The sequence below is a fragment of the Candidatus Njordibacter sp. Uisw_058 genome (assembly GCF_047730065.1).
In the GTDB taxonomy this organism is placed as follows: domain Bacteria; phylum Pseudomonadota; class Gammaproteobacteria; order Pseudomonadales; family Balneatricaceae; genus Njordibacter.
Genome location: NZ_CP159829.1, coordinates 149,617 through 169,734, shown reverse-complemented (window position 1 = coordinate 169,734; position 20,118 = coordinate 149,617). Strand labels below are relative to the sequence as shown.

Below are 20,118 nucleotides of genomic sequence, written 5' to 3'. Positions count from 1 at the left end.
GAGCCTGTGAGGACACTTCAAATGACTAATGCTACGCCTTAAAAGGTTAGTCATCTGACGCTGAATAGCACCTCAGGAACACACAGGCATACTTTAGGGGGTAGGCAGGGCCACCACCCATAGGGGCGTTATTATTCATGTGTAGTGCGACAGATCAGGTGTCTCACCTGTAAACCACATTTACTATGTTCACCTCAGATGGGGTTACGTATTCAGGGGTGTGGGGGGTTTGTTGTGGTTGGGGAATATGGTGTTTGTAATGGAGGTGGATAAGACAGATTGGGATAATAGTATAAAGTAGCACCTAGATGCGACACTTAAACCGCCACTGAGGGGCCCATATCCTATAAGGTATCTAATAGGTTCTAGGCCCCACAAGAGATGGGGTTAGGTGTCGGGCTTAACCCACCCATAAGTCATAGCTCATGCCGTTTTCAATTGTAGGCAGTAGGTTTGCTCTGTTCTCAGCACTGTCTGCAATTTCTGCTAATACCTGCCCACCTGTTTTGTTCTGATCCTCAATGGTAGATGCATAATATGCTAAGCCAACCAGATCAGGTGCTCGTCCCAATACATTCTGGTAAAACAAATCAACGACTGCCTCAACATTGTTGCCAGTGAGGTAGTTGTCATTGGTAGTAACACCATAGAGCGTTTGAAACTCTGCAGACCAAACAAATTCTTCTGCCATTTGCACAGCACTCGCACCATTATCTGCACGGTCAATCCAAAACCCAAAGCCAGTTTTCTCTGGGGTGCGATTAAAGGCTGCTTTGTAGGTACGATAAATGCCACCTGCACTGTTAGCACCTTCAATATCTAGTGCTAGGGAGATATTGGAAAACTGAAGACGCTCGATACTAGTAAGGGTGTCTGAACCATCTCGGCCAACTACACTATCCAACACAATCAAAGTGTCCGTGTTTGAGGTTATCGTATACTCAGAGAAAACATTGCTGTAAACGGCTGTGTCAACTTGATTACCACCATTTAGCTTATCATCACCTCGACCACCCGAAATAATATCTTTGCCATCGTAACCAAAGATACGATCGTTGTTAGCAGTACCTTCCAGTCGTTCATTAATCTCTTCCCTTCCTAGAGGTTTTTTGGCACGGACGACATAACCGTAATAATGCTGTGGCTCGATTTGTGGCGAGCTTGTTTGAGGTGTATGGACAAAGCTTATAAAATCAACCATACCATCATTGCCTAGATCAACCGGAATCATCTCCTGAACCTCTTTGATCCACCATTTTTTCCACTGTTCAGACCCAGAAAATTGATAAGGATCTAAGTATGCGAATACACTTTCATCAACCTTTTCTAACACGCCCTGCCGATTAATAAATAGTGCTGTAGATGGACCTTCACTGCTAGAGAAATCCCCCCAATTGTGGTTAGTGTTAGAAGCGTAATTAGTCAAAACTACATCATCCCAACCATCGCCATTGACATCGAGAATATGAATATTTCCCTCCCCATGTCTGGTTTGATAGTAGTTATCCTTAATAAGGCCCGGACTTTCTGTGAATGAGCCGTCACCATTTCCAACATATAGTCTCAAAAACCCTTGAGTGTAATAGTTCGAAGCATCACCATTATTCTTCGTTGTTTGATGTTCAAGAAGGATAAAATCTCGATTACCGTCACCATTAATATCCAAATCGTGAATAGAATTTATTATCCGATTATCGTCGTAATCACTGTACGCATTCGGATTAGAAATAGTGATCGCACCTTGCCCATCTTTAAGACCATCTTGACTACCCAACAATAGATACAAGTCTGCACCATTCTCATCATCAAGGCGGCCATTAATTGGTGAGTACACAAGATCATCATAGCCATCATTATTAAAGTCCGAAGATGTCATACTCAATACAAACCGAGCATACGCTCGTAGTTCTGCAGATGACTCAAAATTGGTAGTTGTAAAAGTGTTATCGCCATTAGAGGTAAAAACAGTCCGATTTGATGCAAAATCATCAAATCGATCGCCGTTAAAGTCACCAACAACTAGGGAATGACCATAGCCATATTGATCCCCTGTTAATCCAGAAAAGTTTTGGCTTGATGTTATAGCAGTCGTATTATTACCGAACCCAACGTATGGCAATTCATATACTTGCTGAGCTATGGTGCCGCCCTCTTTTCTCTCTGTCAACCCAGACGCAGCCACAGCGAAGTCATCAAATCCATCACCATTAAAATCACCTACATCAGTTCGGTATGGCATATGAAGATTCACAAAATCGGATGACTCTGAGACCACCTTGGGATCAATAAAAGAGCCGTCTCCATCTTGGATGAGCATTATAGGTTCTAACAAAGTTTCTGGGTGGCCAACAGAGTGGTTAAACAACACGGGGTTTAGAATAAGATCAACCAAACCATCGCCATTAAAATCTCCGAAGTTAGTATTATTGACAGGGTCTAAAACAAACCAAGCAGCAGCAACGGGATAATCAGGCGTGGGATACCATGTTGCCCCATGCTGCTCTCGGGATGCTAACCTGACAAAACCAAAATTATCGGTCTCAAAAAATTCAGTCGATGTATGTTCCGTTGCTGTAGCGGATTGAGTAAAACTAGATGTCGTGTCGTAGAGAGTTTGGGCCATGTAATCCTCAAAGTTCTTTGAACAAGATAAGTTTATATCTAGGCGATATAGATTTTTTGAACGTCATCAGAATAAACAGCCATGATACAAATCCCTTTGCTAAAATCGATTCAGACATGATGTGCAACAACTTTTTACGTTGTCTGATATTCCATTATTATCGTGATTGCTACACGAGAATTATTATATTACATTATATTATATTATAGTAAATACATCATCATGGTGACTTTACAGTGATGTTATTAGGGACTGAACGGCCGATAGATTTTTTATAAGCCATACATATGAAGGGATACATATGAGCACATATTATGGGACAGATGGTGATGATGTCATAGATGGTTCACTACTAAATAGTGAATACGGCAACATAGATTCACTTGATGGTGACGATCATGTCACTTTAGGGCTATACCAAGCTTATATATCTGGGCTGGGTAATGACGTTGTTACTTCTGATTCACCAGGTGCTGGTTATGGACTCTGGTTTGTAAAGGGAGAAGTCTATATTAACCTTGCTGAAGGTTGGGCCTTAGATGGGCTTGGTTATAAGGATGAATTACAAGGTATTCATACAATACATATGCCAAATCATGGTGGCACAGTAGTAGGTAGCGACGGCTCAGACACAGTATTTTCCTTTGGTGGTAATTCACATTTTGATCTTGGATCAGGCATTGATATTGTTCATATGCCTCAATTAAATTCCGAAGATTTTGTTGTCAGACAAACTGGAGCTGAAGTGACAATCAACTCTGACCAATATGCAGTTACTTTAAAAAACGTAGAAACCCTCAAGTTCGCTGATAGAACTATAAATCTAACTAAAGGGAGAATTGATGGCAAGCTTATTGAAGCAAAAGAATTGCTTTATGAATTTGTAGAAACAGAAGTTTCAGAAGGTTGGTGGTACCAAGGTGTTTATAATGAACCTAGTGTAGTGAATCATTCCCCTCTAGCTGGAAGTGTTGTCGATATTGGTGCTGATAATGACTTAGACCTCATTATTCCCGTAAACCGTGGGTACCGTTCTGGTGCAGATACTCGGTCTCACTTCCAAGTTTTTGAAAATATTGATGGGGAGTTGAGATATAGTGCAGAGCTAACCTCGTTAACTCCATTTATTGCGGGTGCGGGCAGAACAGATACGATCTATTTGGAACGCTTTCAAACCGATGCATTCGTAACTACAAATTCTGATACCGCAATAGAAACAGAAACTCGTACTGATATTCCTTGGCGTTTTGGGGATATTTCTATTACACGATTAGATCAATTTGAAGTCATTACTAATCAACTCGTGCCTGAGAATACACTCCCTCATTCCGATGATGTAAATAGGTATTCTGCAGTTAATGCCCATGCTATGGCCGTCGGTGACATTAACGGGGATGGCATGGATGACATTTTAGTGGGTGATTATGAAAAACCCTTTGCGTTGCTCCAAACTTTATCGGGTGATTTTGAGTATAGAACCGATCCAGTGTGGACTGCAATGAACTTGAAATGGATAGAGCCTACTATTGAAGGTGGTACCTCTGCATTCCCTCTCGATATGGCAATGGCTGATTATAATGGAGATGGATTTGATGACATTTTGTTTGGACGTGGTCACGGAACTACGTTAAGTCGAATAGTTTTTAATGATGGTGCTGGTAACTTTAGTCATGAGAACTCAGAACCGCTGCCAGCTTCAGCGTATGGTCATAGTAACAATCTTCATCTTAAAACACTTTCTCATGATTTCGACTCTGATGGTGATATAGATATAGTCATTCTCAATAGTCGTCACGATCCATGGTACGGTGGAAATTACTTACAATACTTAACCAATAATGGTGGTGGTCAATTTACAGATGAAACTGAACTTAGATTGGTTTCTCCAAGCCAATATCCTGATACATATCTAGCTGCAAGTTCTACTATTTTTTGGCATGTACTAGATGTTGACAATGATGGTGATTTGGACATTGCTGGGCATAGAGTTGGTGAGTCGTCCAACGTAACAGGCATAGTATTCTCAAATGATGGAAAAGGTCAATTCACCCTTGAAAGTATAACTAACCCTTCTCAAGGTATTATTTTGGGGTGGGGGGATTTCAACAATGATGGTAATTTAGACACGATTAGTTTTTCTTCACGTCATAATAATTCCGAAGGGACATCTAGCACTAACAAGTTTTGGTTAAATACCATCAACACCTACTCTTCATCAGTATCTCAAGCATTTGATATAGAATCCTCAAATAGCGCAGGAGGAATATATCGTACCTACAAAGCAGCATTTAATCGAACACCTGATAATCATGGCTTAGGCTATTGGATTGACCGTGCAGATAATGGTGCAAGTGCTGTGCAAATGGCGGAAGAATTCGTTTGGTCTGCAGAGTTTCAAACACTCTATGGTGTCACTACTAGTGACAATTACCTCGTTGGCAATGATATTGAGGCAGTTGTTGATTTGTTTTACCGAAATGTATTGGGACGAGCACCTGATCAAGGCGGTCTAACATATTATACATCTACCATTGAAGATCAGAACAAAACAGGTGGGCAGGTATTAGCAGAAATTGCAGACAGCGCAGAGAACAGAGCAAACCTACTGCCTACAATTGAAAACGGCATGAGTTATGACTTATGGGTGGCCTAAACAGCGAGTAATACCACCTCTATATAAGTTCATTATTGAGACAAGAAGAATTCCCATTTAAAGCCTTACAGCATTTTCTAAGAAGAGCTAATGAACATTGGTAGCATTGCAGTGCTGGATGAGCGAACACAGCTTAGAGTATGGCTGTAAGGTGCTTAATCGATGTTAGAGAAGGTGTGAAGTGGGTAAGGGCTATGGCAGTTTGGGTACTAATAACTATTCTGGTAGTCGGGTGAAGCCTAGGCCACCCATAAGTCATACTGCACACCATTACCAATTAGCTCTAAGACATTAGCTTGGTTTTCTGTGCCTTCAGAAAAGTCTGCCATCACTTTGTCCCAAGTTTTTTCTGGGTTATTGGCCAATTGATCCACCCACCAATCATAGCCACCACTGTCAGGGTCGCGGCCAAGTACGTTGTTATACACCTTAGTGAGAAACTCGCCATTACTCGGACTAGTGCCGTAGGAAGCTCTAAATTCATCAGAGTTTATAAACCCCGCTGATACCTCTACCAAGGTCTTTCCTAAGTCCATCTGTCCTATCCAATACCCTAAACCACCTTCATCAGGTGTGCGATTGAAGGCCGCTTTATAAATGCGGTAGCAACTGCCACCTACCTCACCACTACCAATATCAAGCGCAACCGCCTTATCAAAAAATACAATCCTCTCTACAGCACTAAGGCTGTCATTAGTGCCAGTGCTTATCTCTTGTAAGGTAGAGCTACTTTCGCCCAAAGCTAATGTGTAATTGGCCTGTGAAAGGGTGTACTTAATCGTGTCTAACCCAGTTCCACCATTAATTGTGTCAGAGCCACCATCTGCATAGATAGTGTCATTGCCCCCATTGCCGTTAAGTAAATCGTTGTCTTTTGTACCTCGAATAATGTCAGCTCCTAAGTCACCCAAAGTCGTTACGACTACGTTCACTTCTCCTGTTACAGCACCAGCAGTGCTGGTGCTGGGGATGATCTTTAGAATTTCGTCCATAGGTTGATTGATGAATATCTCAAATTCAGCCAGGTATTCAGTGGATGATTTACCATAAGTTTTAAGAAATGCCACCTCAAAGCCCAAGGTGTCGAGTTCATTATAAAAGTTGACATGAACGTCCTGATCACCAACTTTGTGTTCTAGATAGGCCATATACCAAGCCCCGATAGCATAACCATTCCATGTATCTGTCGTCCCATAAGTAATATCTTTCAGCAAGGTCCCATTGACTTTATAGCTTTCAAGGGCATTACTATTAGTCAGGTACTTTTTCATATTAGATAAAACGTAATCACCACGCATATCATGGGTGCCGTCATAAAGTTTAATTGCCATCCAGTTAGCCCCACCTTCCATCATGTAAAGGGGAGTCTTAGCACCATGCACGTCTGGAGTGTTGCTGGAATAATATAATTCCTTTATTGCAATACGGGCATTCTGATAAACATGGAAATATTCATGCATGACTGTAAGCTGATACTCCTCTCCAAAAGGACCACCCTTATTATTGCCCATAACAAGGGCTTGGAAGTGATAATCTAGACCTTCGAGACGGAACCTATGAACTGAGCCGTCACTTGTTTGAACTTTGTCCACAAAAAGGTTCGGACTTCCTGGTTCACTGATAGGACCGTGTTGCCAGTTTGGATCTAATAACTTATGGCGGCTTTCGTAATCTGTTTCCATCTGCAGGGCGTTAGTAACGTCGCTCCCCATGACATATATCTCAGTTGGGCCATAGTTACCCCATGCCGCAATGGCTAGGTCTATGGCTTCTTTTACTTTGGACACTTGCAGAGCAGTCACCTCCTTAGCAACATAGTAGGATGGTGGAGTGGGCAAAATAGTACCCCATGTGTCACCAGCTTTTGCGTAAGTCATGATAAATTCCTTGTTTTTTGATATCCATATTTCTGGTCTTAAAGAGCCTGTTAATACTACTAATTTAAACTCAGTATAGATAGTGAAGGGTTAACCGCTGGATATTTAACTGTAGTAGTTTCTGCAGTAGTTTCAAACAAGATTGACCTAGCTGATAGCCAGTAGTATGGTTCAAAGGCTTCCAGAACAAAGGGGTTTAGTGCTACTCAAAGGAAAGGAACTGTAAGATTGGCCGTCTCCGGGCACCATATTTAATGCCTTTCAGAAAAATTAGAAGAATCTAAATGACTCGCGGTCTACCCATGGTCTACTTCAGACCGATATTTTCAGTATTGATACATTCGTTAGGTTGCAGAGTAATTCCACCCCGTAATCCAGCTAGGATTGCCGCTACTGCGATTCTTGACATAGGTATGGCAGGCCAACAAAAAAATCGCTCGAAATCACGTCATCTTTGTACATACTACTATATTTTTAATTGCCTACGCTGATTCAGCATAGGCTGAGGCGATGCACCCTGCCCTTCAGCTTTACGCTCTGAACGACCTTTTTTAATTCTCTTATATTACTAACAGCGTTAGCTTATTTCTTGGTCGGTGTTCCCTTTGGTCAATAATTGCATCGCTATTTTGTCCATAAATATATAGGCTTTAAGGTCTATAATTGGGGTGCATGGTTATCAATTTGACTCAGATAAAGCATCTACGTAGACATCACCTAAAACAGCTTTGCGGGTTTTTAGACCCGCTTCAAACTTGTCTGATCTTGGTTTTTGTTCTGACATTAAAGTGTCCTCATTTATTGACTGGGTGTGGTTACAAACCACCCATTAACATGTATTTGATTTCTAAAAAGTCTTCAATGCCATAGTGTGAACCTTCTCGGCCAATACCAGATTGCTTTACGCCACCAAATGGTGCCACTTCGGTAGAAATAATGCCTTCGTTAATGCCGACAATGCCATACTCTAGGGCCTCACCAACACGCCATACCCGGCCTATGTCACGAGTGTAAAAGTAAGCGGCTAAGCCAAATTCGGTAAAGTACAAGAGGCATATATTGCGTACTACGGCCGCCCAGCAGATCCTGGTGGCCTGGCTCACTGGGTTAGTCAGTTAGACAGAGGCGTTACTTTTGATGTGATGCTTCAGTCATTTGGTGCATCTGAGGAGGCTGTCACCTTGTTTGGTAATAAAACCAACGAGGACACGGTAAAAACTCTTTTTCAGCAGATTTTAGGCCGCACTCCAGACACGGGAGGTCTGTTGTTCTACGCAGGAAAACTAGAAGACGGCAGCATGACTGGCATAACGATTGCCCAAAACGTCTTTGATGGAGCTACGGGAAGTGATGCTACGATGGTGGCTAATAAACTCGCCGTGGCAAAGGCTTTTAATACATCACTTAATACTGCAGAAAAGAAAGCAGCATACGCAGGTGCCGATGCAGTCGTTACTTTGCGTGAGATGCTGGCTACAGTGGACAGTTCAAGTGATGCAGCATCAATGAACTTTGATGAGACTATTCAGAATTTAGTTGATGATAATAAAAAATCTGATACTGCTATTAACGCAACAGTGTCTAATAGTGAATCTGTAGTTATTAGTGAAGCTGCCGCTTCGGCTCACCTAGCCGTAACAACCCACAGCGACTCAGGCTATGAACTTTTAACGCGTAAAGTGGATGTCTTTGGTATCGGTATTTATGCAGCTGAAGGCGTGGCTGAAAATAAGCTAATACATGCCGCAAACGTGATGGCCGAATACCTTGATAATGATGAAAATGGCGTGGTGGATAACCAACTTGTAGTCGATGCCATTATTGCAAGTAAGGCAACCGTAGGTCTTTGGAAGAATGAGGGTGATTTAGATGTGATAACAGAAGGTCAACGCCGATATACGATGGACTTAGGTGACACAGAAACTCGCCCTGAATGGCATGTAAATAACCTACCTAAGGCGTTCGATGCCTCTTTAGAAGAGATCCTACACTCAATTACCCAAAATGGTTATGCCCTTGCCTACCCAGAAATCTTTGGCGAGAAAACTGGTACTAGTGTAGCCGACGCCATGGACGTGGCCCGAGGCGGCCAATTTATTGAGATCCCAGAGCAATACCCAGAATCTGCTTGGTACAGTTATACAGATCCATCATGCAACTATATGTGCATGATTACCGAATACATGTATTGGGGTCTAACCTCTATTTTAGGAGCACAAGCTAGCCGCTTAGATATAATTGGTAAAGAATGGCAATACAATACAGCCGAGTTAGTCCAAACTGGTGATCCAGCCCTTTACAGCCTACTTACAGACGACCAGTACAAATTCCCTACCCATCTGCCAGATGGAACGTATGCGTTTGAAGGATAGGTGCAGGTGGTGGCTTAGACAAATCCAGTTTGAATAAGTAGTAAGCCTAAGCTACCCATAAGTCATACTGCACCCCATTACTAATCAGCTCTAGGACATTGGCTTGCTTTTCTGTGCCTTCAGAAAAGTCTGCCATCACCTTGTTCCAGCTTTTTTCTTGGTTATTGGCCAATTGATCCACCCACCAGTCGTAGCCACCGCTATCAGGGTCGCGACCAAGTACATTGTTATACACCTTGGTGAGGAACTCACCGTTGGTGGGGTTGGTGCCGTAGGAAGCTCTAAACTCATCTGAATCAATAAAACCTGCTGATACCTCTACCAAAGTCTTTCCTAAGTCCATCTGTCCTATCCAATATCCTAAACCACCTTCATCACAGCCATAGGCACAATTAAGACACTGGGCACTCCTACTGCTGAAGTGGCAAAGAGCGCATTCACGAAAGCTAACGCCACCATGACCCAGCCAAAATGAATGCCACGTTGCTCTAGGGCATTAGATAAGCGGTGTCTAGCAAGGTTCATAGCTGGCATGGATACGTCCTTAGTACGTGAGAAGGTTGACTAAGTTAAAGCACTAAAATTGTGTATATCATATTAATCCAACTGCTGCTCTTAATTTAGTCAGGGAAGTGTTGGGCCCAGATACCTTTTACAGGGGGCCGAGCACGCACTGCGTCGCAGAGTCTGGCTAACTTAGGGAGGCTTGTATATAACGCTTGTGGATTTTCGTGCCAGTTGGTGATCAACTGCTGGCGTGCCTTCCCCTATCCTTGGGTGTGGCATTGGCTATGCCCATTTTAACTCACCGGGTAATTGGGCTGGAAAAGTGTTAACTTTGCGGTTAACCGATGGCACTGATCATGCTTGTGAAATCGTTGACTTGCCATTTTTTGACCCTGATAAAAACATAGTGCGTGGCATAGATCGCACCCTACCGGAGTAAATCAGACCTATGAAAAATCTAACGAAATTCTATATTGATGGTGCTTGGGTGGAACCCCATTCAACTGACAGGTTAAAGGTGTTAAACCCAGCGACAGAGGGCCAAGTAGGTTCAGTTGCCATGGGTGATGCAATAGATGTAAATCGTGCAGTTGCGGCGGCGAGCAAAGCCTTCGAAAGTTTTTCCCAAACTAGCAAAGCAGAACGCTTAGCTTTGTTACATCGCCTCAAAGAAGTGACTGAGGCGCGTTTTGAAGACCTTGCTCAGGCCATGTCTCTGGAAATGGGGGCGCCTATTTCTATGGCTCGTGAGGCCCATGCCGATGCTGCAGTGGGTCACCTACAAGGTTTTATTGACGCCTTAGAAACACTTGAAGAGCGCCTGATCCTAGACAATGAAGATGTGCTATTACGTGAACCCATTGGTGTCTGTGGTTTAATAACACCGTGGAACTGGCCCATGAATCAAATCGTGTTAAAGGTTGTGCCAGCAATAGCTGTTGGCGCTACTTGCGTTTTAAAGCCGTCGGAGCACACCCCAATTTCAGCGATGATTTATGCTGAGATCATTCATGAAGCAGGTTACCCTGCTGGGGTATTTAACCTCGTCCATGGTGATGGTCCCACAGTTGGTGCAGCCATGTCTCGCCATCCGGATGTGCAAATGATGTCCTTTACTGGCTCAACTCGTGCCGGTATTGCCGTCACCCACGATGCGGCAGACACTATTAAACGGGTAACCTTAGAGCTGGGCGGAAAATCACCCAACCTCGTTTTTGCCGATTGCGATTTAGTACAACGAGTGACCGCTTCTGTGGAGGAGTGTATGTACAATACAGGACAGTCTTGTGATGCACCCACTCGATTGCTAGTCGAACGTAGTTGTTATGATGAGGTATTACAGATTGCCAAGGGCGCTGCAGAAGCGACCCTTGTGGGTAACCCAAGCGAAGAAGGCGAACATATTGGGCCTTTGTTTGACAAAATTCAGTTTGACCGAGTTCAGGCTATGATTGAGGTTGGCATCAGCGAAGGTGCCACGCTTTTAGCAGGCGGTTTAGGTCGGCCTAAAGGTTTAGATGTGGGCTGGTATGTTAAGCCCACCATTTTTGTCAATGTGTCCAATAACATGCGTATCGCGCAAGAAGAAATTTTTGGCCCCGTACTAGTGATTATTCCATTTGAGACTGAAGACGAAGCGATAGCCATTGCTAATAATACGCCCTACGGATTAGCCTCTTATATGCAAACTGGTAGTACAGATCGAGCCGCACGTGTGGCTTCCAAACTACGCGCAGGGTCAGTGCATATTAATGGCGCTGGAATCAATTATGGCACTCCTTTTGGGGGCTATAAGCAATCAGGCAATGGCCGTGAAGGTGGTATGATGGGACTTGAAGATTACCTCGAAACCAAGACCCTACATGGTCTAACCTAGGGTAGTTGATAAGGACTAGGACTTGATGTTGATTGGTCTATTATTGAGGCCACAGCTAGTGCATGTGTAGAATTTTAACCCGTGAGACAGTGAGCTACTTTTTATTCTTTTAGCGGTACAGAAAATGAACTAGTTTTAAATTAGATGGCGCCATATAGTGTGGTTTAGGGTTAAAAATTAGTACTAATTGGGTTGATCATTGCTGATCGCCTGAAACTTTATATAACGGATGCTGGATTAAAAAATGATTGTTAAACTTACACAAGATCTTGCTCGTGGCTTCGTACCATGGAAAGAAATGTTTTTTGAAAATGAGTCTGAGTTAAATGCCCTAGGCGCTAAGTTAATCTTTGCAGGTTCTGAAAAGGACGATGACAACAAGATGATAGTATTAATAGACTTTGATTCACCTGAAGCCATGAAGGCTTTTGGAGGCCATGAGGGTTTAAAGGCAAAGCGAGCTGCCGCAGGTGCTTTACTAGAAACCACCACCATCACCATTATGAGTGACGAAGCCTTTACCCGAAGTTAAATTAACCATACGTGCCAATCGGTGCAAAAAACGAAGAGTGCTAAAATGAAAACCATCATGAATGTTGAATTGTCCCTAGGTTATGCGCACTGGAAGAAACTGATGCTTGAAAATGAAAGCTTCAGACAAGAAAACCAAATGAATCTTCTTGCCTACGGGCATGAGGAAGGTAATGAAAATAAAGTGTGGGTGGTCATGGACGTCCCATCCATGGAGCATATGGTTGGGGTTATGAATAAACCTGAAATGATTAAGATAAGACAAGAAGCAGGCGCAATTTTAGCCAGCCAACAAATGATTAAGCTGGTTGAGTAATCATTGTGACACAAAAATCAAGAGCTTCAATTGCCTGGCAATGTAGGACGACTTGGTTTTCAAAATGAATGAAGAATCAAATGCGCTTGACTGGCAGCATGGCCCTAAACACGATGTTTAAGCTTATCGCTAGTGGCCCACGGCCACTGGCCACTGGGCGCAAATATTTTAATAATAAAAGGAAATATTATGAGTTTATCTTTAATCTTTAGACTGCAGGCGGCTTTTGCTGGCATGTGGGCTTTACAGTTAGTTTTCATTCCCGAAATGGTTTTTACTCAGTATAACTGGACTCCCTCTTTTGAGTTGGTTGCGCTGGCTCAAGCCTGCGGCACAGCCATGGCAGGTTTGGCTATTATCAACTATGGTTTACCTAAATGGACTAATGCAGATCAGCTTAAAACAGCTGCAAAATCTGCTGCGTTGATTGCGGGTCTATTTAGTATCTTGCAGTTGTATCAAATCCTTGGTTCTGGAGCTGCCCCCGGTGCGGCAATGGATTGGATAAGTACGGTCATCACTATTGGCTTTGTGGCCTTATTTTTCATCAAGTCTAATCAGTCAGCCTAGTATGCTTACTCTTTAAAGGAGGTCGTTGTTGATCTTCTTTAAAGAGCCATAGAGATGGGCACCCGTATGGCTAGTGTTGAGTGGTACTTACGTCATTTGACGCCACACTTGTGCACAGATATGCTCACAGGTAGAGGATATAAGATAACTAGAGCATGCAGACGTTATTAAAGAAAGCGGCTATTGAAGAAGGCTGCGATTAAATGTTGATTTTTAAGTAGGCGTAATCTTGAACCAAGGTCAAAAAATAAAGGCACACTATTCAACTTGTACTCGGCGCAAATTTAGTCTGAACCTTGGCGTTATTTCTCTTGCTTTGGCTATTACAGGAGGAAAAATAATGGCCGGTGACACTTTGCAATCTAGTCAATTAACCCTTGAAGAAAGCCTTGAGATTGCGTTGAGGGCGATTGGGTCTGATTTAACCAAGGCGGTTGCTGATGATCTTGCAAAAGGTGTGATTGGTTTGCCCACTTTAAATGTCCATTTGCGTAATGCCAACATGACCGCTGCTGATGCAAAGCTCATCGCAAACGCTTTGGATAGAACACCCGTTTTGGAGCTGGCTAGGCTTGGTTCATTTAGCTTGAGTTACAATGCCATTGGTGACGAAGGGGCTAAAAATTTAGCTAACTCTTTGCCTGCTACTTTGACAGAACTTGGCTTGGTCGGATGTTCGATTGGCGATCGAGGGGGTAAGGCAATCTTAGATTGGGCAAAGCATGCTAATGGATTGCACATGATCTGCATTGAAGACAACAACATGTCAGACGAAATGCGCAAACAGTTTAGTAGTTTGATAGGCATGTCCGTATTTGTCTGACAAGGCCATTATATTTATTGGCTAACCAAATATGCACTCAGCAAATGACCATGGCTGAGCAACATAGTGCCTTATAGAGCCACCCATTATTTGATCACTTGCAATTAAAGGCGATTAATTTTGTTACGGATTATTTTTTGGAAACTGGGGTTTGAGTGGGCAATGCTACTCAGAATTATTAGACCCTGCAGTGATCAACGAGTGTATTATTTTGCTTTTGGCGCCAACCTTAGTCCCGACATATTGCGCCTTAGGCGCATTGGTGTTTATGAAACCTTCGACCATGTGCTAGAAGATACTGTATTAAATTTTAGTCAAAGAGGCTTTTATAAGAACCACGGCTTCGCCTCGGCCGATGCCTCAGTGGGTGACTGTGTCTATGGTAAAATGTACCTCATCAGACAGAGTGATGCCAAGCGCATGGACTATTTTGAAGGGGTGCCGTTTTTAAAAGCCCACGCAAAAATTGTGCAACAAGTTCAAGGTAAGCCGTTTTACTTTTACCGAAGTCAAATACCTTTAAATGGTCTCAAGCCCACGCAGCAATACCTAAATTATTTAACCCACGCCTATCGCAATATGGACATCGTTCCTAGCCAATACACAGAGGCCTTGTTAGCAACGAAGGTCCTTAAGACACTTGAGCCACAAGATCAAACTGGTGTATTTGTGCGCCACTTAAGTCGCTGGCCCAAAATTTTACATCCCTCACTAAAGCACTACGAAAAACATTGCCACCAGCTCGTGGAAGCACTCTGGAACCGTTCGCTTGTGGGCTGGATGATTAGGGTCTAAGCAGGGCTGGACTTGCGTGTGGGCAAATGTGAGGGGTCAACAATCGTTATAGTCACTGTTGAAGCACCTGATGGCCATTTTCTGGGCCTTAGTCACGTGGGCAGGTGACATTTTGCTGGCTATACTGTGTTGATATTGAGCACTAGGCTGGTCACCGTTATCAGCGGCTAAACTCCACCACATATAGGCTCGTAAGTAATCAGTAGTGACGCCTTCACCATTAACGTACATTACGCCAAGATAAGCTTGAGCATGAGCATAGCCCTGTCTAGCGGCTAAATTAAGCCACTCTATGGCTGTGTTATCATTCTCGGCGACACCTCGGCCAGTATCATACATAGCGCCCAAATTTGCCTGCGCAATAGCCTCTCCTTGCTCGGCAGCTAAAGTGTACCAATGCACAGCTGCTTGATGGTTTTGAACCACCCCCTTGCCCTGTTCATACATTAATGCCACATTAGATTGGGCTGATGCATTGCCTTGTTCGGCAAACAAAAGCCACTGGGCTAACGCGGTTTTAAAATCACCTGCTTGATAGGCTTCCAGTCCTTTATCTAGCGACGCCCCATGGGCCCACCCATGGCTGAAAAATAGGCCGCAGGTTAAGGCTAACACTTTCCGAGTGATGCCCATAGTTAACTCCTTTGACTCATCACTGTGTTAAAACTCCAATTAATTAATGCTTGATGCAAATCCACATTATGCTTGGTAATGAGGGAGCGCTGGGTGTGCGTTGATGTGCTTAACCTGTCAAAGATGGCCCTAAAAGTAGCTGTCTAGGGTGAGTTTGATGTAATCATCTTTGGCAAAAATTGCAGCTGGATCGCTGCTGTTTTCAGACGCAAATACTTGGGCTTCAAAGGAGAGCTTACGATCTTCTCCAAGTCGCTGGCTGCCGGCAATTGAAGCACTGGTGGTGTGAAAATCTAAGTCGTAAATCACACCAGCAAAGAGGCTGGTACTTTGGGTATTGTTGAGATCTAAGCGAGCCCCCACACCAAAGTCATTTTGCATGAAAGCATTGGCCCGAGTACCACGTTGGTCTTTGCCATATTCAAACAAGACCCCCAGGTCGGTAGCCGAGTCTTGAATACCATAGAACGTATATTCTGTGCCAAGTTGACTGGCCCAAAAATCCTCTATGGGGTTGGTTTGGTGAATTAATTCCCCTTTCCATAGCCAACTATCAACGGTCGCCTGCAGGTCTAATCCGATTTGTTCAATGGCTTGATAATGAGCGCTTAAAATAGTTTGTCCATTACTCGTAACGGCCGTGAGTAGGGGTGTTCGGTTAGTGCCTTTATACCAATGCACACCCATGTCATAGACGTCAAAAGAGTGAGCCCAACGCACTGCTAGGTCAGTGTGCTTGCTGTTGTTGCTAGCCTCATAGGTGGTAGCGGAAGCATCAACCACCGCGCCAGCTCTGAGTCTGCCATTAGTGCCTGCTGAAGTTTGCTCTCTAAAACCAGGCAAAACATAGACGTCAACAATACCCCAGTCTTTGACTAAGGACAGATTAATCATGGGCTGGCCTAGTTTATGTTCTTTATTTAATCCTTCAACGGCGTCTTTTTGGTTGATCACATCAACTAGATTTTGAAATTCAGTGACCCCCCAAAACACACTACTGATACCGGTTCTAAGTTCCCAATCATCGTTTAGGTGGACCCAGTTGAGCTCACGGATATCGGCATGGGTGCGCGCATTATCGCGCTGATCTTTTCGAAAGAAAGGCTTAAACGTTAAGCTGTCTTGTTGTCCATTCCAGTCCCAATAAAACTCTGGCTCAATGGCTAAGGAAAAATTAGTGCGATAATCTTGATTAGCAAACTGGCCTTCATGAACATATATTGTTGCCTCTGTGCTGACCTTGCCAGAGGCTTCAAAAAACACATCATCAGCCATAGCAGGTTGCATAAGCAACCCACCACTGATGGCTAAGTAGACCATTTTTTTCATTCTAGCGAGCTCGCTTTAGCGTGTTTTGGTTAAAGTCTGCGGCAGATAAGCCATTACCAAATTGGTATGAATCCCAGGTTAAATCAGTGCTTTTCTTCGATTGGTGATTCACCATCTTCATGGCATTAGGACGCCAGAACTTACCTTTGTATTGCTGATAATCCTCAGCGCTTAAGGTTTTTAGCAGACTGTTTTTGCGATCATAAAAAGCCGTTTTTAACATGCGATATTCAGCTTTATCAACCCACACAATGCGCTTTGTATAACCTGAGTTTTTATCAGTGGGGTATTGTTCAACCACAAAACAGATCCCAATTGAACAGGCCTCTTCTTTGATAAATTTATAGCTATATTTAGCAATTTCAAACGAAGATAAGTCTTCAAAAGAAAATTCAGACCCCATGAAAGGACCTGATTTATTACGTGAGGCAATGCGTTTAACACGCTTGAGCGCAGGCAGGTATAGCCATTGATCGTCCGCTCCATCCGTGTGTGAAAAACTTAGGAAGGCCGTGCCTTTAACATCTTTTGGACGGTCAAAAATACTTAAACTTTTGTCACCATCATCAGCCACTTCTAAAACTTTCATTCTAATTTCGCGGACGCTTTCTTGACCATTTTTGTTGCGCAGCACCATGTTCATAGAGGCGGTCATATCGATCCAACCTTCGTCACGAAGTTTAATTTGTTGGGCGATGGCTAAGCCTTTATCTTCCGCAGCGTCTGCAAAAGTGAAGCCAGAAATTGAAGCTATTACGACACCTGCAATAAGTGCACTGGTTAGGTGTTTAATCATCATGTTGCATTTCCATTCACAAGGTTTAAAGTTTCGTCCCCAGCACTTGACTGAGACGTTTTTGACTCTGTTTTCGCATCTTTTTTTGACTCTTTTTTACCATCTAATAGCATGAGTAATGGCGGTAAGAATAAGAAATCTACAATCAACGCAACCGCAATTGTCACAGCAGTTAATAGGCCCATATCACCGTTCAGTTTAAAGCTTGATTGTGCCAACACCATGAAACCTGCAACCAACACTAAGGTGGTTATCCAAAGCGCTCGCCCAACACTGCTGAAGGCATATTTTACGGCTTCTTCTGAGTTTTTACCGTAAGCGTCTCTTGCATGCTTATATTTTGATAAAAAATGCACAGTATCATCCACCACGATACCTAACGTCATGCCAGTAACAACAGAAAGGGCTAAACCGATCTGACCATCAATAAAGTACCAAAGACCAAAACCTACTGAGGCTGGGATAAGATTGGGTAACAAGCTAATGATGCCATAGCGCACAGAACGTAATGCAAAGGCTAATAATAATGAGATCAACAATAATGCCACCGTGGTGCCAAATAACATACTGTAAATGTTACGTTGGCCAATATGAGCAAACATTAGAGTCGGACTAGAGATAGAAATCTGGTATGCCGGAGCATTTTTAGCAAACCACTCATACATGCTTTGCTCTATGTTAATTTGTTCCATAGAGGAAAGGTTTTTGAATGTACCAATGACTCTGGTAGAGGATTTATCAACGTTTAGTTGATTATTCAAATCTAAACCATAGGGCAAAGACATTTCGTACAAGAGTAAATACTGAGCAGACAATTCACGCTCTTCAGGTAATTTATAAAACGCTGGGTCATCGCCATGCATGTTTTTATTTAGGCGTTTAAGTACGTCAGAGATGCTATTCACGTGATCAGTGTACGACTGCAGACGCAACCACTCACTAAAGTCACCCACTGTTTTCAAAAATGCAGGGTCATTAATGCCACTGCTTTCCCTGCTATTGATGGACACTTCTATGGATGATAAGCCAGACAGATTGTCTTCCATAAAATCAGTGGCGGCCCTGAATGGCACCGTTTCATCAAAGTATTCTACAAAATTATCATCCAACTTATTTTGTGGAAGAAAACTAGCTATGGCGACGATAACCAATATGCTGGCTGGCAATAATATCTTGCGCTTGGCAACCACTAAATCGGAAAACCTTTCCATTAAACCATAGTGACTTTTAGGTGATACCTTGCTCGCCTTGACGGGCAACATCATCAATAATGCAGGAAATACAGTGATGGAGAAGACAAAGGCCAGCATAACGCCAATCGCCACCATATTACCTAAGTCGCGAAATGGAGGCGAGTCTGAAAAGTTCATGCTCATGAAACCAATCGCAGTGGTGACACTGGTGAGTAGTATAGGTTTAAAGTTAACCCTTAAGCTTTCTAGCAGGGCCTCTCTTTTAGCTTTGCCTTGGCGCATTTCAAAGTAATAACTGGTAAGGATATGTATGCAATCAGCGACCGCTAAAGTCATGATCATAATAGGGGCACTGGAAGACGGTGCCGTTATGAAAAAACCAAGCCACCCCACTGCGCCCATGGTGGTTATAATACTAAAGATGATGACGATTAAAGTGGCTAAAGTACCTGTAAAACTGCGTAGCAATAACAACATCGTGAGTAACACAATGCCGAACATGATAGGAACTAAAGTGCCACTATCTGACATGGTGGTTTCTGAGAAGGTATCGTTCATTACCACCATGCCAGTAAGCTGAATGTCGATGTTAGGAAACTTTTCTTCAAACTCTCCTTTAATGTCACGTACTTTAGCTGACACCTCTGGAATCTCTCCTATTGGATCAATACCAGGAAGTTGGTTGGTGATGTTAACGATGGATACATGCCCTGTTGCGGATACTATTTTATTTAACAGTAAAGGGTCAGTAGTAGCGATTTCTTTTAATCTAACCATGTCAGATGCGAGCAAGACATCCGGGTCTAATACTAAGTCCTCGACTATTAAGTCATCCGCTTCCGCAGTGGTGTGTTGAAAGTTTGAAATTGAGTCAACACGCGTTGAATAAGGCACTTGCCATGACTCATTCGTTAGCCAGTAGACCGCAGCAAGGTTGTCTTTAGTGAAAATATCACCATTTTTTGGCGCTAGAATAAACGCCACATTTTCACTTTTGGCATAAATTTCTTGTATCGACTTAAAGGCTGTGAGTTCAGGGTTTTGTTCACTGAAAAAAACTTTATAATCACCTTTGAACACTAGGTTTTGGGCACCAAAGCCCGTAGCAAAAACCAGTAACAAAGAGATTAGCAGTGTAATCCATGGCTTATTAAGTGCGAAGTTATAAATACGTTCTCTCATGTGTTCCTCAAGTTAATTGGATCATCACTATTTAAGTATAGC

Annotated in this window: 17 protein-coding genes and 2 pseudogenes; 10 read left to right on the top strand and 9 right to left on the bottom strand. The window is 43.0% G+C overall.

All coding sequences use genetic code 11. The features are described 5' to 3' along the window. Positions 1-400: 400 nt before the first annotated feature. Positions 401-2,623: an FG-GAP-like repeat-containing protein gene (locus tag ABXT59_RS00830; protein ID WP_443637067.1), complete on the bottom strand. Its 2,223-nt coding sequence runs from the start codon at positions 2,621-2,623 to the stop codon at positions 401-403. A 301-nt stretch (positions 2,624-2,924) separates the two neighbouring features. Between ABXT59_RS00830 and ABXT59_RS00825 the strand changes: the two genes are divergently transcribed. Beyond that, positions 2,925-5,276 carry an FG-GAP-like repeat-containing protein gene (locus tag ABXT59_RS00825; RefSeq protein ID WP_443637066.1) on the top strand — a complete coding sequence of 784 codons (2,352 nt, stop codon included), beginning with the start codon at positions 2,925-2,927 and terminating at the stop codon, positions 5,274-5,276. Positions 5,277-5,515: 239 nt separating this feature from the next. Here the strand turns inward: ABXT59_RS00825 and ABXT59_RS00820 are convergent, their stop codons facing one another. Then, on the bottom strand, positions 5,516-7,153 hold the full coding sequence (locus tag ABXT59_RS00820; RefSeq protein WP_443637065.1) for a DUF4214 domain-containing protein: 1,638 nt from the start codon (positions 7,151-7,153) through the stop codon (positions 5,516-5,518). Positions 7,154-7,968: 815 nt separating this feature from the next. After that, positions 7,969-8,193: pseudogene (locus tag ABXT59_RS00815) on the bottom strand (aldehyde dehydrogenase family protein); the annotation flags it as partial. 18 nt (positions 8,194-8,211) lie between these two features. On the opposite strand from ABXT59_RS00815, the pseudogene ABXT59_RS00810 reads away from it, so the two are divergent. Beyond that, positions 8,212-8,280, top strand: a pseudogene (locus ABXT59_RS00810) (hypothetical protein); the annotation flags it as partial. 15 nt (positions 8,281-8,295) lie between these two features. After that, complete coding sequence (locus tag ABXT59_RS00805) at positions 8,296-9,525, top strand: DUF4214 domain-containing protein (RefSeq protein ID WP_443637064.1); 1,230 nt, start codon at positions 8,296-8,298, stop codon at positions 9,523-9,525. Positions 9,526-9,571: 46 nt separating this feature from the next. On the opposite strand, the gene ABXT59_RS00800 is transcribed toward ABXT59_RS00805, so the two are convergent. Both ABXT59_RS00800 and ABXT59_RS00795 read right to left on the bottom strand, forming a co-directional pair. After that, on the bottom strand, positions 9,572-9,868 hold the full coding sequence (locus ABXT59_RS00800) for a DUF4214 domain-containing protein (RefSeq protein WP_443637063.1): 297 nt from the start codon (positions 9,866-9,868) through the stop codon (positions 9,572-9,574). A 17-nt stretch (positions 9,869-9,885) separates the two neighbouring features. Next, on the bottom strand, positions 9,886-10,059 hold the full coding sequence (locus tag ABXT59_RS00795) for a hypothetical protein (protein ID WP_443637062.1): 174 nt from the start codon (positions 10,057-10,059) through the stop codon (positions 9,886-9,888). A 223-nt stretch (positions 10,060-10,282) separates the two neighbouring features. Between ABXT59_RS00795 and ABXT59_RS00790 the strand changes: the two genes are divergently transcribed. The 7 genes from ABXT59_RS00790 to ABXT59_RS00760 all read left to right on the top strand — a co-directional run bounded on the left by ABXT59_RS00790 (position 10,283) and on the right by ABXT59_RS00760 (position 14,943). After that, complete coding sequence (locus tag ABXT59_RS00790; protein WP_443637061.1) at positions 10,283-10,471, top strand: hypothetical protein; 189 nt, start codon at positions 10,283-10,285, stop codon at positions 10,469-10,471. 9 nt (positions 10,472-10,480) lie between these two features. After that, on the top strand, positions 10,481-11,908 hold the full coding sequence (locus tag ABXT59_RS00785; RefSeq protein WP_443637059.1) for an aldehyde dehydrogenase family protein: 1,428 nt from the start codon (positions 10,481-10,483) through the stop codon (positions 11,906-11,908). 244 nt (positions 11,909-12,152) lie between these two features. After that, positions 12,153-12,440 (top strand): hypothetical protein, encoded by a 288-nt coding sequence (locus ABXT59_RS00780; RefSeq protein WP_443637058.1) that lies wholly within the window; start codon positions 12,153-12,155, stop codon positions 12,438-12,440. A 45-nt stretch (positions 12,441-12,485) separates the two neighbouring features. After that, a complete protein-coding gene (locus tag ABXT59_RS00775) occupies positions 12,486-12,755 on the top strand; it encodes a hypothetical protein (protein ID WP_443637057.1) in 270 nt (89 codons plus the stop codon). Positions 12,756-12,944: 189 nt separating this feature from the next. Beyond that, positions 12,945-13,325 (top strand): hypothetical protein, encoded by a 381-nt coding sequence (locus ABXT59_RS00770; RefSeq protein ID WP_443637056.1) that lies wholly within the window; start codon positions 12,945-12,947, stop codon positions 13,323-13,325. 229 nt (positions 13,326-13,554) lie between these two features. Continuing rightward, positions 13,555-14,148: a hypothetical protein gene (locus ABXT59_RS00765; RefSeq protein ID WP_443637054.1), complete on the top strand. Its 594-nt coding sequence runs from the start codon at positions 13,555-13,557 to the stop codon at positions 14,146-14,148. A gap of 120 nt (positions 14,149-14,268) precedes the next feature. Continuing rightward, positions 14,269-14,943: a gamma-glutamylcyclotransferase family protein gene (locus tag ABXT59_RS00760; RefSeq protein ID WP_443637053.1), complete on the top strand. Its 675-nt coding sequence runs from the start codon at positions 14,269-14,271 to the stop codon at positions 14,941-14,943. A gap of 36 nt (positions 14,944-14,979) precedes the next feature. Here ABXT59_RS00760 and ABXT59_RS00755 read toward each other — a convergent pair whose 3' ends face one another. The 4 genes from ABXT59_RS00755 to ABXT59_RS00740 form a co-directional block, all read right to left on the bottom strand. After that, on the bottom strand, positions 14,980-15,576 hold the full coding sequence (locus ABXT59_RS00755; protein WP_443637051.1) for a tetratricopeptide repeat protein: 597 nt from the start codon (positions 15,574-15,576) through the stop codon (positions 14,980-14,982). Positions 15,577-15,705: 129 nt separating this feature from the next. Then, on the bottom strand, positions 15,706-16,905 hold the full coding sequence (locus ABXT59_RS00750) for a hypothetical protein (protein WP_443637050.1): 1,200 nt from the start codon (positions 16,903-16,905) through the stop codon (positions 15,706-15,708). Between the two features lies 1 nt (position 16,906). After that, positions 16,907-17,704 (bottom strand): outer membrane lipoprotein-sorting protein, encoded by a 798-nt coding sequence (locus tag ABXT59_RS00745; protein WP_443637049.1) that lies wholly within the window; start codon positions 17,702-17,704, stop codon positions 16,907-16,909. Then, positions 17,701-20,076, bottom strand: coding sequence for an efflux RND transporter permease subunit (locus ABXT59_RS00740; protein WP_443637048.1), 2,376 nt, complete (start codon positions 20,074-20,076; stop codon positions 17,701-17,703). Before ABXT59_RS00740 ends, ABXT59_RS00745 begins: the two co-directional genes overlap by 4 nt. Between the last annotated feature and the right edge of the window lie 42 nt (positions 20,077-20,118).

Coding starts and splice junctions, on each gene's coding strand:
- ABXT59_RS00820 (WP_443637065.1), bottom strand. CDS start 7,153: ATGACTTACGCAAAAGCTGGTGACACATGGGGTACTATTTTGCCCACT.
- ABXT59_RS00805 (WP_443637064.1), top strand. CDS start 8,296: ATGCTTCAGTCATTTGGTGCATCTGAGGAGGCTGTCACCTTGTTTGGT.
- ABXT59_RS00800 (WP_443637063.1), bottom strand. CDS start 9,868: ATGGACTTAGGAAAGACTTTGGTAGAGGTATCAGCAGGTTTTATTGAT.
- ABXT59_RS00825 (WP_443637066.1), top strand. CDS start 2,925: ATGAGCACATATTATGGGACAGATGGTGATGATGTCATAGATGGTTCA.
- ABXT59_RS00775 (WP_443637057.1), top strand. CDS start 12,486: ATGAAAACCATCATGAATGTTGAATTGTCCCTAGGTTATGCGCACTGG.
- ABXT59_RS00780 (WP_443637058.1), top strand. CDS start 12,153: ATGATTGTTAAACTTACACAAGATCTTGCTCGTGGCTTCGTACCATGG.
- ABXT59_RS00755 (WP_443637051.1), bottom strand. CDS start 15,576: ATGGGCATCACTCGGAAAGTGTTAGCCTTAACCTGCGGCCTATTTTTC.
- ABXT59_RS00795 (WP_443637062.1), bottom strand. CDS start 10,059: ATGCCAGCTATGAACCTTGCTAGACACCGCTTATCTAATGCCCTAGAG.
- ABXT59_RS00785 (WP_443637059.1), top strand. CDS start 10,481: ATGAAAAATCTAACGAAATTCTATATTGATGGTGCTTGGGTGGAACCC.
- ABXT59_RS00740 (WP_443637048.1), bottom strand. CDS start 20,076: ATGAGAGAACGTATTTATAACTTCGCACTTAATAAGCCATGGATTACA.
- ABXT59_RS00830 (WP_443637067.1), bottom strand. CDS start 2,623: ATGGCCCAAACTCTCTACGACACGACATCTAGTTTTACTCAATCCGCT.
- ABXT59_RS00770 (WP_443637056.1), top strand. CDS start 12,945: ATGAGTTTATCTTTAATCTTTAGACTGCAGGCGGCTTTTGCTGGCATG.
- ABXT59_RS00745 (WP_443637049.1), bottom strand. CDS start 17,704: ATGATGATTAAACACCTAACCAGTGCACTTATTGCAGGTGTCGTAATA.
- ABXT59_RS00750 (WP_443637050.1), bottom strand. CDS start 16,905: ATGAAAAAAATGGTCTACTTAGCCATCAGTGGTGGGTTGCTTATGCAA.